Consider the following 12,544-nt stretch of genomic DNA (forward strand, 5'->3'; position numbering starts at 1 on the left):
CGGGACGCGACGCCGCGCCTCCCGTCGCGCGAGGAGATCGCCGCTTTTTCGCGCGGTTGGAGTATGGTGAACGCCGAATCGGTTCGCGCGAAGCTTCAGGATGGGAATGGCCGAGGCCGACATCGCCTATGTCGCCACTGCAGGGGCAGCCGGGCTGGCGCTGGCCGTCAGCGCCTGGGCCCTGCGCCTGCGCGCCCAGCTGAACGCCACGGTTCAGGCCGCGCAGGGCCAACGCGCCGAGGCCGTGTTCGCCCTCGGCCGTTACGACGGTCTGCTGCGGGCCTTCGACGACGTCAACCTGGCCCTGACGCCGGACGGCGCGGCGGCCGGCCCGCCCGTCGGCCCGCCCGAGCTGATCGCCCGCTTGGCCGGGGCGGAGACGCAGGCGGGCGAGGCCGTCCTGACCCGTCTGCGCCAGACCCACGCCGACCAGCTGGACGCCCTGGTGCGCGAAGGCCAGGTCTTCGACGGCCTGATCGCCCTGGACGAGGTCGAGCCCTGGCGGATCGAGGGGCGGGTCGCGGGCGGCGCGGCCTGGCTGCGCCTGTCGCCGGCCTCCAGCGTGACCCTGACCGGCATCGACGCGGCCGAGAGCGGTCTGGCCCTGCTGGGCGACGCCTCGCCCGTGCCGACCTGGGTGGTGGACGGCGCCGGCCGCCTGGCCTGGGCCAACCGCGCCTGGCTGGCCCAGGTCAGCGCCGACAGTCTGGAAGAGGCGATCGAGAAGGGTCTGTCGTTCGATCGCGGCGCCGACGCCGTGGTCGCCGAGGCCGGCCGGCTGGGCGTGCGCCAGGAAGGGTTCCGCTGGACCACCGGCGGGGGGCATCGCCGCGCCTGGCGCATCGTCGCCGAACCGGCGGGCGGCGGGGCCGTCACCGCCTTCGCCCTGGAGGCGACCGAGGCGGAAGAGACGCGCGACACCCTGCGCCGCCACGTCGAGGCCCACGACGAGACCCTGAACCACCTGGCCGACGCCGTGGCCATCTTCGGCCCGGCCAAGCGGCTGGCCTTTCACAACACCGCCTTCCAGACCCTGTTCGACCTGGACCCGGCCTGGCTGGACGAGCGGCCGACCCACGCCGAACTGCTGGACCGGCTGCGCCAGCGCCGCCGCCTGCCCGAGGTGGTCGACTACGCCGGCTGGAAGGCGCGCGAACTGGACTTCTACGGCGCCGCCCAGGCCGCGCCCGACGACAGCTGGTCCCTGCCTGACGGCCGCACCCTGCGTGTGGTGCGCCAGCCTCACCCCCTGGGCGGCATTCTGCTGATCTTCTCGGACATCACCGGCGAACTGCAGCTGCGCAGCCGCTACAACGCCCAGATCCAGGTCCAGACCGCGACGCTGGACAAGCTGAACGACGCCGTCGCCGTGTTCGGCTCCGACGGGCGGCTGCGGCTGCACAACGAGGCGTTCGAGACCTTCTGGAACCTGTCGGGCGATCGGATCGCGGCGGCCGCCGACTTCGACGCCCTGGCGGAACTGTGCAAGGCGGTCCTGCCCGACCCGGCCCTGTGGTTGGGGTTGAAGGCGCGGGTGGCCGACCCCGATCCTGAAAGCCGCGTCGCCATCTCGGGCGAGGGGCGCACCAACGACGGTCGCGTGGCCGCCTGGCAGACCCGGCCCCTGCCGGACGGCGCCACCCTGGTCGCCTTCTCGGACGTGACCGCCCGGCGCGGGCTGGAACAGGCCCTGGTCCAGCGCGAACAGGCCCTGGCCGAAAGCCAGGCCCTGAAGCGCGAATTCGTCGGCAGCGTCTCCTATGAACTGCGCACGCCGCTGACGACCATCGTCGGCTATTCCGAACTGCTGGAGACCCTGGGCGATCTGCCCGAACGCAGCCGCCAGCACGCCGGCGCCATCCGCATCGCCGCCAGCCAGCTGGCCCGCTCCATCGACGACGTGCTTGACATGGCCCAGATCGACGCCGGCGAGATGGAGCTGTCGCTGGGCGACGTGCGCGTCTGCGACCTCCTGGCCCAGGCCGCCGAGAAGGTGCGCCCCAAGGTGGAGGGACGCGGCGCGACCCTGACCGTGACCTGCCCAACCGACCTGAAGCCCATCCGCGCCGACCACCACCGCATCGGCCAGGCGCTGGATCATCTGCTGGAGAACGCCGCCCGCGCCGTCTCCGAAGGCGGCGCCGTGTCCCTGTCCGCCGAAGGCGCGCCGAGCGAGGTGCGTCTTAGCGTCTCTGACACCGGCAGGGGCATCCCCTATCACCTGCAGCCCCACGTCTTCGACCGCTTCGTCCGGCGCGAACGGGGCGGCCCCGGCGTCGCCCTGGCCCTGGTCAAGGCCCTGGTCGAACTGCACGGCGGTTGGGCCGAGGTGGAGAGCGAGCCGGGCAAGGGGGCGATCTTCATCCTGCATCTGCCGATCAGCGCCGCGCCCGTCGCCGCCGCGCCGGAACTGCAACTGGAACAGACCCCCGGCCGCGCCTGACGGGTTCGACCTGGAAGGTCAGGTCTGGGCGGGTCAGGAAAGCTTCACCCCGGTCTGGATGTTCAGCGACGCCTGCCGCACCAACTGCGCCTTCGCCCGCGCGCGGGCGCCCCGTCGCCGTGCCTGTGACGACCACCTGCGCCGTCGCCCTGTCGATGAACCGTCTGGCCTTCGGCGGCCATTTCCTGTCCGACATCCTTCTGTCCTGGGAGCTGACGGCCATGGTCATGCTGGCGCCGCACCGCATGACCTTCGTCGTGCGCCCTGTTGCCGCCTGCGACATAATGCGCTTACGGTCCCGCCAAACGTGGGAACCCTTCGATGACAGACGCCGCCGCCGCCCCGAAAGGTCGGCTTGAACTGACGCTCCGCGCCCTGGTGCTGGGCTGCCTGCTGGCGGTGATCTTCACCGCCGCCAACACCTATCTGGGCCTGCTGGTCGGCCTGACCTTCGCCTCGGCCATTCCGGCGGCGGTGATCTCCATGGCCGTGCTGCGGGCCTTCAAGACCTCGACCATCTGGGAGAACATGACCGTCCAGACCGTGGCCTCGGTCGGCGGGGCCATGAGTTCGATCATCTTCGTACTGCCGGGCCTGGTGATGATCGGCTGGTGGCTTCAGTTCCCCTTCTGGCAGTCGGTCGCCATCTGCATCCTGGGCGGCGTGCTGGGCGTGACCTTCTCGATCCCGCTGCGCCGGGCGCTGGTCGTCAACGGCGGCCTGCCCTACCCCGAAGGCGTCGCCGCCGCCGAGGTGCTGAAGGTCGGCTCGCGCGGGGCCGAACAGACCGAGAGCGCGGTGCGCGAGAACAAGTCCGGCCTGTGGGTCGTGGTCGCGGGCGCCGTGGTCTCGGCGGGCTATGCGCTGCTGGTGGCGGGCCGGGTGTTCGCGGGCGAAGCGGCCAAGTTCTTCAAGCTGCCCGCCGCCCTGGGCGGGGGCGCGACCGGCATGGGCTTCGGCATGCAGTTCGCCCTGTTGGGCGCCGGCCACCTGATCGGCCTGACGGTCGGTCTGGCGCAGCTGTTCGGCCTGGTGCTGGCCTGGGCCGTCGCCGTACCGATCCTGACCAGCCCGGACACCATCGCCTGGCTGACGGCGCACGGCATCCCGTCCATCGCCTCCACCCTGCCCGCCGGCGTCGGCGCCGAGGAACTGGCCTCCAAGGTCTGGGCGCGCGAGGTCCGCTTCATGGGCGCGGGCGTCATCGGCGTCGCCGCCATCTGGACCCTGATCAAACTGGCCGGCCCCCTGATCGGCGGCCTGACCTCGGCGCTCGCCGCCAACGCCAAACGCGCCCACGGAGAGGTGCTTGAGCGCACGGAACAGGACCTGCCGATCAAGCTTGTCGGCGGCGTTTCGGTCGCCTGCCTGGTCGGCATCGCCGGCCTCCTGGCCTGGTTCGCCCAGAGCGCCCCGGCCCTGGCGTCTTCCACCCCGCTGCTGGTGATCGGCGGCCTGGTCTATGTGGTGCTGATTGGTTTCGCCGTGGCGGCCATCTGCGGCTATATGGCCGGTCTGATCGGTTCGTCGAACAGCCCCGTGTCGGGCGTCGGCATCCTGGCCATCGTCATCGCCTCGCTGCTGATGCTGGGCGTCATGGCCATCGCGGGCGTACCGGCCGATCCGTCGATCATCGCCTTCGCCCTGATCGTGACGGCGGTGGTCTTCGCCGTCGCCGTCATCGCCAATGACAACCTTCAGGACCTGAAGACCGGCCAGCTGGTCGAGGCCACGCCGTGGCGTCAGCAGGTGGCGCTGATCGTCGGCGTCGGCGCCGGCGCCCTGGTGATCCCCTTCATCCTGAACCTGCTGAACCAGGCCTTCGGCTTCGAAGGCGGCCCGCCCGCCATCGTGGAAGGCGCCAAGACCCTGGCGGCGCCCCAGGCGACCCTGATCTCGGCCCTGGCGCGCGGCGTCATAGGCGGCGACCTGCGGTGGGACCTGATCGGCCTGGGCGCGGCGATCGGCGTGGTCATCATCGTGTTGGACGTGGTGGTGTCCAAGGCCTCGAACGGAAAGATCAAGCTTCCGCCGCTGGCCGTCGGCATCGGCTTCTATCTGCCGGCCGCCGTCACCACCATGCTGGTGATCGGCGCGGTCTGCGGCTGGATCTACGACAAGGCGGTGTCGTCCACCCGTTACGCCGACGTGGCGCGGCGGATGGGCGTGCTGCTGGCCTCGGGCCTGATCGTGGGCGAGAGTCTGTTCGGCGTCTTCACCGCCGGCGTCATCGTGGCGACCAAGGACGACGCCCCCTTCGCCATGCTGCCCGCCGGTTCCGCCTGGCCGGCCATGCTGGCGGGCGTCGTCGGCTTCGCGGTCGCCGTGTTCGGCCTTTACGCCTGGACGCGCAGCCGGGCGCAGAAGGTCTAGGGGCGATCCAGGCCCCAAAAGGGAAGGCCGCCCTTCGGGGCGGCCTTTTTCGTTTCAGACGTCTCGCGTCGCGACCATCATGTAGTTGATCCCCGCATCGTCCGACTGGCTCCAGCGGTCGTTCAGCGGGTCGTAGTTCAGGCCGTAGGGCCCCTCGACCGTCACCGGCTCGGCGGACAGCATGGCGCGGATTTCGTCGGGCTTCAGGAACTGGCGCCAGTCGTGGGTGCCGGCCGGGACCCAGCGCAGAATGTATTCCGCCGCCACCTTGCCCAGGGCCAGGGACTTCAGCGTGCGGTTCAATGTGGCGACCATCATGACGCCGCCGGGCCGGACCAGGCGCGAACAGGCGCGCACGAAGCTTTCGGGATCGGCGACGTGTTCGATCACCTCCATCGTCAGGACGACGTCGAAGGGGCCGGCGCCCTCGGCCTCGATCTGTTCGACCGTGGCGGCGCGATAGGCGATGTCCAGCCCGACCATGTCCGCATGGGCGCGGGCGGTGCCGATGTTCTCGCTGGAGGCGTCGATGGCTGAAACCTGAAACCCCATCCGCCGCATCGGCTCGGCGATCAGCCCCCCGCCGCAGCCCACGTCCAACAGGGTCAGCCCATCGAACGGACGGATCGCATCGGGATCGCGGCCCAGCCGGGCGCACAGCTGTTCGCGGATCAGTTTCAGCCGCGCCGGATTGAACCGGTGCAGCGGCGCGAACGGCCCCTTCGCATCCCACCACTCCGCCGCCTGGGCCGAGAAACGGGCGACGTCGGCGGGGTCGATCGATGCGCCGAACGCACCTTCGGGCGAATTTTGCGAAAAACCCTGCCCCTGTTGGGGTAGGCGAGACGGAGCGGCGCCGTTAGAAGCGGTCATGACGCGAGGGATGAACCTTTGCGGCCTTTCACGCAAGCAGGGGGCGAAACGCCACGATGACGCGGCCCGATACGACACGACTGGTGATGAAGTTCGGCGGCACCTCCATGGGCGACCTCGAACGTATCCGTCGTGCGGCGCGCATCGTCGCCGCCGAGGCCGCGACCGGCAAGAAGGTCGCCGTCGTCGTCTCGGCCATGGCGGGCAAGACCAACGAACTGGTCGCCTGGACCGACGGGGCCGGCCCGGCCGGCGCGGGGCTGCCGCTGTCGGACGACGAATATGACGTGGTGGTCGCCTCGGGCGAGCAGGTCACGTCCGGCCTTCTGGCCATGACCCTGAGGAACATGGGGCTGGACGCCCGCTCGTGGATGGGCTGGCAGGTGCCGATCGTCACCGACGACGCCCATGCCCGCGCCCGCATCGTCGACATTCCGGGCGACAAGCTGGGCGCCGCCGTCGACGGCGGTCAGATCGCGGTCGTCCCCGGCTTCCAGGGCGTCACCCCCGACGGCAAGATCACCACCCTGGGCCGGGGCGGTTCGGACACCTCTGCGGTGGCGGTGGCGGCAGCCCTGGGCTGCCCTTGCGACATCTATACCGACGTGGACGGCGTCTATACGACCGACCCGCGCATCGAGAGCCGCGCCAGGCGTCTGAACAAGGTCTCCTACGAGGAGATGCTGGAAATGGCCTCCCTGGGCGCCAAGGTGTTGCAGACCCGCTCGGTCGAGCTCGCCATGGCCAAACAGGTGCCGGTGCGCGTGCTGTCCAGCTTTATCGAACCCGACGCTAACGGCGTCATGCCCGACAAGGGCGGAACCCTGATCTGCGACGAGGAGGAGATCGTGGAAAAACGCATTGTGTCCGGTGTGACCATGAGCCGCGACGAGGCCCGTATCACCCTTTTGGGCCTTTCGGACCGGGTCGACGCCCCCGCCGACGTCTTCACCCGCCTGGCCGAGGCCAGCGTGAACGTCGACATGATCGTCCAGAGCCAGTCGCGCACCCCGGGGGCGGTCAATCTGACCTTCACCACCGGCCGCCGCGACGCCGTGCGCGCCGCCGAGCTGATGACCGCCGCCAAGGCCCAGCTGGGCTTTGAGGAAATCCGCGTCGACGAGGACGTGGCCAAGGTCTCGGTCGTGGGCGTGGGCATGCGAAGCCATGCCGGCGTGGCCCAGACCATGTTCAAGGCCCTGGCCGACAAGGGGGTCAAGTTCCAGGCCATCTCGACCTCGGAAATCAAGATCAGCGTCCTGATCGACGCCGCCTACGCCGAACTGGCCGTTCGCGCCCTGCATTCGGCCTATGGGCTTGAAACGGTATAGGTGATCTGAAGAAAGCGCCTACATCAGACGAAAGGGCGCGGGAGACACGATGCCGGCAGGCGGCGCGATGACCAGGGGACCTCGAATCCTCCTGCGCCAGATCCGCGAGGCTCTGGGCGGGGCGGGTGCGGGCGCCACGCCGGCGCAGGACCGGCTGAACATGGTCGTCCGCATCATCGCCCGCTCGATGGTCGCCGAGGTCTGCTCCATCTATCTGCGCCGCGCCTCGGGCGAGCTGGAGCTGTTCGCCACCGAGGGTCTGAATCCCGAAGCCGTCCACAACACCCGCCTGCGTCCCGGCGAGGGTCTGGTGGGCGAGGTGGCCCGCCTGGCCCAGCCGATCAGCCTGTCGGACGCGCCGTCGCATCCGGCCTTCTCCTACCGACCAGAGACGGGCGAAGACCCCTATCACGCCTTCCTGGGCGCCCCCTTGCTGCGCGGCGGGCGGGCCATCGGCGTCCTGGTCGTCCAGAACCGCACCGAACGGCGCTACGACGAGGACGAGGTCGAGGACATCCAGACCATCGCCATGGTCCTGGCCGAGACGGTGGCCTCCGGCGAACTGCTGGACCAGGACGAGCTGCGCGACGTCGAAGTGGCGCCCCACCGCCCGGAACGGCTGAAGGGCCAGAAATTCGCCGATGGCCTGGCCTTCGGTCATGTGGTCCTGCACGAGGCCCCGCTGGCGCCCGAAAGGCTGCTCAGCGACGATCCGGGCATGGAGGAGGCGCGGCTGAAGCTGGCCCTGGCCACGCTGAAGACCGGCCTGGACGCCATGCTGGACAAGGGCCAGGGCCTGGCCGGCCCCTCGTTCGAGGTGCTTGAGACCTATCGGATGTTCGCCGACGACCGGGGCTGGAACCGGTCGCTGGAAGAGGCGGTGCGGAACGGCCTGACGGCCGAGGCGGCCGTGGACCGGGTCAGGAACGAACATCGCGCCCGCTTCGCCCAGGCGCGCGACCCCTATATCCGCGAGCGGCTGCACGATTTCGAGGATCTGGCCAACCGGCTGCTGCGCGTGCTGGCGGGCGACAAGCCGGGCGAGCGCGAACTGCCCGACGACGCCATTCTGGTGGCCCGAAACCTGGGCCCCGCCGACCTCCTGGAATATCCGCGCGACAAGCTGAAGGGCCTGTTGCTGGAGGAAGGCTCGGCCGCCAGCCACGCCGCCATCGTGGCCCGCGCGCTACAGATTCCCTGCGTCGGCCGCCTGATGGGGCTGCGCGACCGGCTGTCGGAAGGCGACATGGTCATCGCCGACGGCGAGACCGGCGAGGCCTATTTGCGGCCCCGCCCCGACATGCTGGAGGCGACCCAGTCCCGCATGGACGTGCGCCAGCAGCGTCAGGCCGAGTTCGCCCAGCTGCGCGACACGCCCGCCGTCACCCTGGACGGCCAGCGGATCATGGTCCTGACCAACGCCGGTCTGGCGGTCGATCTGGAGAATATGGCCGAGACGGGCGCCGAGGGCATCGGCCTGTTCCGCACCGAATTCCAGTTCATGGTCTCGGACGAACTGCCCCGGCTGGACGCCCAGACGGCGCTCTACAAGCTGGTTCTGGACGCGGCGGGCGACAAACCCGTCACCTTCCGCACCCTGGACATCGGCGGCGACAAGGTCCTGCCGTATCTTGAGGCGGAGCGGGAAGAGAATCCCGCCCTGGGTCGTCGCGCCATCCGCCTGGGTCTGGACCGGCCGTCCCTGTTGCGGATGCAGTTGCGCGCCCTGCTGGCGGCGGGGGCCGGGCGCGAACTGCGCGTCATGTTCCCGATGATCGCCACGGTGGACGAGTTCCGGGCCGCGCGCGAACTGGTCGATGTCGAATGCGCCTGGGCGCGCCGCCGGGGCCGGGCGCTGCCCGCCCTGCTGCGGGTGGGCGCCATGATCGAATGTCCGTCCCTGCTGTGGCACCTGGACGCGCTTCTGCCCCTGACGGATTTCGTCTCCATCGGCACCAACGACCTGTTCCAGTACATGTATGCAGCGGACCGGACCAATCCGCTGGTGTCGGACCGCTACGATCCCCTGTCGCCGCCGACCCTGCGCGCGCTGCAGACGATCCAGAAGGCCTGCGCCGACACCGGCACGCCCGTCTCCATCTGCGGCGAGCTGGCGGGTCGCCCGCTGGAAGCCTTCGCCCTGATCGCCCTGGGCTTCACCCGCCTGTCGGCGCCGGCGGGCGGCGTGGGGCCGGTCAAGCGCATGATCCTGTCGGCTGACCTGGGCGCGGCGCGGCGCGGCCTGGCCAATCTGCTGAACCTGTCGACCGGATCGGTCCGCAACGAGATACAGGCCCTGGCTCGAAAGCTGAACGTCGCGGCGTGAGCGACGCTTTTTCAAGGGCTTGCGCTTCCAGATATGCTTTCTGCGCGCCCTGGTCGACCGCCGCGCCATACTGCCCGCCGCATGGAGGAGGGGCGGCGATTTCGGACAGATCGGACGGATCGGACTGTTCGGACTCTGTTTTTCGCCTGTCCGACCGTCCATCGTCGCCGGGCCTCAGGCGTCGGTTGAAGCGGGGCGAGCCATCCTCTACTAGGGCGCAATGGATCGGCCGCCCTGGCGTGTCCGGATCAATGCCAGCAGGCATAGGGAACCAGGCGTCATGACGCTGTCAGCGGGATCGGGTCCCGACCAGTCGCAGGCTTCTTCGGACGGACAGGACATGGGTCATGTCCTCGACGCGGCCGCGACCCTGGGCGAGGGCCTGCGCACGGCGCGCGACCGTTCGGGCAAGTCCCTGGCCGAACTGGCCGCCGAGACCAAGGTCCACCGCCGCTTCCTGACCGCCCTGGAGCAGAATGACTGGTCGTCCCTGCCGTCGCGCGTCTTCGCCATCGGCTATGTCCGCGCCTACGCCGCCGCCCTGGGCCTGGACGAGCAGTCGGCGGTGGAGCGGTTCAAGCGCGAAAGTCCCGACACCACCACGCCGCTGAAGCCGCCCGTCGGCATCGCCTTCGAGGACATGAAGCGCCAGTCGCCGCGCATCGTCGCCGGGATCGCCGTCGTGGTTCTGGCCGTGATCGGCTGGAACGTGTTTCAGCGTATCAGCCTGCTGCGCGCCCCTCGCGCCTCCGACATCGCCGCCGTGCCCGACGCCTGGCGCGCCCGCGCCGACGGCGCGCCGATCGCCCTGGGCGCGCCCAGGGCCGCCCCGCCCGACCAGACGACCCCAGCCCTCTATGTCACCCCGGGCCTGGAGGCTCAGCTGGCCGGGGTCGATCCCGCCGATCCCGAGGCCATGGCCGCCTTGGCCGCCGCCAAGGACCAGGCGCCGGTGCAGAAGGCGTTCAATCCGCGCGGCGCCGTCTATGGGGCGCCGGCCAACGCCTCCCAGGTGGTGATCCAGGCCCGCAAGCCCGGCGCGCTCGTGGTCCGTATCGGCGACGGTCAGGCGCTGTTCGCCCGTCAGATGGCCGCCGGAGAGGCGTGGCGCGCGCCCCTGGCGGCTGCGGCGACCATCGACGTCTCCGACCCGGCCGCCTTCGACGTGTATCTGAACGGCGAATACGGCGGGCCCCTGCCGGCCGTTCTGACGCCGCTGGCGCAGTTGAACGCCCGCGCGGGCCAGGCGACCCGTCAGTTGGCCGAGGCCCAGGCGCGCGCCCAGGCCCAGGCTCAAGCGCAGGCCCAGGCCGCCGCCCGCGTCCCGGCGGCCGCGCCGTCGCCTGCGCCGCCCTCGGCTGCGACGCCGCCTCCCGTCGCGCCCGTTTCCGCGCCCAACTGATCGGTCCGCCGTGGTCCCGCCGTCATCCTCGGCCTATATGAGCACCCGATGAGCGACCATACCCACGTCCGCCCCTGGCGCCATATCGAGCGCCGCAAGAGCCGCCAGATCCGCGTCGGCTCCGTTCTGGTGGGCGGCGACGCCCCGATCAGCGTCCAGTCGATGACCAATACGCCGACGTCCGACGCCGCCGCGACGATCGACCAGATCCGCCAGCTGGAAGAGGCGGGGGCCGACATCGTCCGCGTCTCCTGCCCGGACGAGGACTCGACCGCCGCTTTCAGGACCATCGCGCGCGAGGCCAAGGTCCCCTTGGTCGCCGACATCCATTTCCATTACAGGCGCGGCATAGAGGCGGCCCAGGCGGGCGCCGCCTGCCTGCGCATCAATCCCGGCAACATCGGCAGCGCGGACCGGGTGCGCGAAGTCATCCAGGCGGCCAAGGACAACGGCTGTTCGATGCGGATCGGCGTCAACGCCGGCTCGCTGGAAAAGGAACTGCTGGAAAAATACGGCGAGCCCTGCCCCGACGCCATGGTCGAAAGCGCCCTGAATCACGCCCGCATCCTGCAGGACCACGACTTCCACGAGTTCAAGATTTCGGTGAAGGCGTCCGACCCCTTCCTGACCGTCGCCGCCTATCAGCAGCTGGCCGAGGCTATCGACTGCCCCCTGCACCTGGGCGTGACCGAGGCGGGACCCTTGCGCACCGGCACGATCAAGTCGGCCATCGGCCTGGGGTCGATGCTGTGGGCCGGTATCGGCGACACCATCCGCGTGTCCCTGGCCGCCGATCCGGTCGAGGAGATCAAGGTCGGCTTCGACATCCTGAAATCGCTGGGCCTGCGTCACCGGGGCGTCAACATCATCGCCTGCCCGTCCTGCGCGCGCCAGGGGTTCAACGTCATCGAGACCGTGGCCCTGCTGGAAGAGAAGCTGGCCCATATCTCCACGCCGATGAGCCTGTCTGTGATCGGCTGCGTGGTGAACGGACCCGGCGAGGCCCTCTACACCGACATCGGCTTCACCGGCGGCGGCAAGGGGGCGGGCATGATCTATCTGAACGGCAAGATCGCCCACAAACAGGCCAACGACGGCATGATCGACCACATCGTCGACCTGGTCGAACAGAAGGCCGCCGAACTGACCGCCGCCCGCGCCGCCCCGGTCCAGGCGGCGGAATAGCCCTGCGACAAGCCGCCGCACCGTGGCGGTCGTCCTGGCGGTCAAGCGTCACCGATCCGTGATTGACGCGCGTACCGCCGCTATGCAACCTACGCTTTAGACCCGTCGGGGAGGCGGGTCGTTCTGATATGGGGCTTCCATGATTTCCAAGACTGTCGTGCGCTTCGGCGTGCGTGCGCTCGCGCTCGTCGGCGTGGCGCTTTCCGTGCCGGCTTGCGCCACGATGACGCGCGGCACCACCCAGCAATTCACCGTCGAGAGCACCCCGCCCGGCGCGCACGTCACCACCTCGAACGGCTTCGAGTGCGTCTCGACCCCCTGCACCTTCCGCATGTCGCGCAAGGACGGGTTCAACGTGACCGTGTCCAAGGACGGCTACGTCTCCCAGACCGTGGAAGTGACCAGCAGCATGTCCGGCGCGGGCGGCGCGGCCCTGGCCGGCAACGTCCTGGTCGGCGGCCTGATCGGCGGGGCGGTGGACGCCACCTCAGGGGCCCTCAACGATCTGAAGCCCAATCCGCTGACGGTGACGCTGCGCACCCCGGCCGAGGAAGCGGCGGCGGCGCGGACGCCGGCGCCGGTCGCGCCCGCCCCGGCGGGGACGCGCTGAG

The 12,544-nt window shown here is 70.1% G+C and carries 9 protein-coding genes; 8 read left to right on the top strand and 1 reads right to left on the bottom strand.

What is annotated here, in order from left to right; genetic code table 11:
* Positions 1-106 precede the first annotated feature (106 nt).
* The 3 genes from ACWPV3_RS04325 (at position 107) to ACWPV3_RS04335 (ending at position 4,816) form a co-directional block, all read left to right on the top strand.
* Positions 107-2,443, top strand: a complete 2,337-nt coding sequence (locus tag ACWPV3_RS04325; RefSeq protein ID WP_453976981.1) for an ATP-binding protein — start codon at positions 107-109, stop codon at positions 2,441-2,443.
* Positions 2,444-2,562: 119 nt separating this feature from the next.
* On the top strand, positions 2,563-2,802 hold the full coding sequence (locus ACWPV3_RS04330) for a hypothetical protein (protein ID WP_453976982.1): 240 nt from the start codon (positions 2,563-2,565) through the stop codon (positions 2,800-2,802).
* Entirely contained in the window at positions 2,765-4,816 is a 2,052-nt protein-coding gene (locus ACWPV3_RS04335) for an OPT family oligopeptide transporter (RefSeq protein ID WP_453976983.1), read from the top strand. Before ACWPV3_RS04330 ends, ACWPV3_RS04335 begins: the two co-directional genes overlap by 38 nt.
* A gap of 54 nt (positions 4,817-4,870) precedes the next feature.
* On the opposite strand, the gene ubiG is transcribed toward ACWPV3_RS04335, so the two are convergent.
* On the bottom strand, positions 4,871-5,689 hold the full coding sequence (ubiG, locus tag ACWPV3_RS04340; protein WP_453976984.1) for a bifunctional 2-polyprenyl-6-hydroxyphenol methylase/3-demethylubiquinol 3-O-methyltransferase UbiG: 819 nt from the start codon (positions 5,687-5,689) through the stop codon (positions 4,871-4,873).
* 56 nt (positions 5,690-5,745) lie between these two features.
* On the opposite strand from ubiG, the gene ACWPV3_RS04345 reads away from it, so the two are divergent.
* From ACWPV3_RS04345 to ACWPV3_RS04365, 5 genes are all read left to right on the top strand, one after another.
* Positions 5,746-7,020 carry an aspartate kinase gene (locus ACWPV3_RS04345; RefSeq protein ID WP_453976985.1) on the top strand — a complete coding sequence of 425 codons (1,275 nt, stop codon included), beginning with the start codon at positions 5,746-5,748 and terminating at the stop codon, positions 7,018-7,020.
* Positions 7,021-7,087: 67 nt separating this feature from the next.
* Complete coding sequence (gene ptsP, locus ACWPV3_RS04350; RefSeq protein ID WP_453976986.1) at positions 7,088-9,346, top strand: phosphoenolpyruvate--protein phosphotransferase; 2,259 nt, start codon at positions 7,088-7,090, stop codon at positions 9,344-9,346.
* Positions 9,347-9,626: 280 nt separating this feature from the next.
* Complete coding sequence (locus ACWPV3_RS04355) at positions 9,627-10,748, top strand: helix-turn-helix domain-containing protein (RefSeq protein WP_453976987.1); 1,122 nt, start codon at positions 9,627-9,629, stop codon at positions 10,746-10,748.
* A gap of 48 nt (positions 10,749-10,796) precedes the next feature.
* Complete coding sequence (gene ispG / locus ACWPV3_RS04360) at positions 10,797-11,933, top strand: flavodoxin-dependent (E)-4-hydroxy-3-methylbut-2-enyl-diphosphate synthase (RefSeq protein ID WP_453976988.1); 1,137 nt, start codon at positions 10,797-10,799, stop codon at positions 11,931-11,933.
* Between the two features lie 139 nt (positions 11,934-12,072).
* Entirely contained in the window at positions 12,073-12,543 is a 471-nt protein-coding gene (locus ACWPV3_RS04365; protein WP_453976989.1) for a PEGA domain-containing protein, read from the top strand.
* The last annotated feature ends 1 nt before the right edge of the window (position 12,544 follow it).

It is taken from the genome of Brevundimonas sp. Marseille-Q4549 (genome assembly GCF_976940555.1).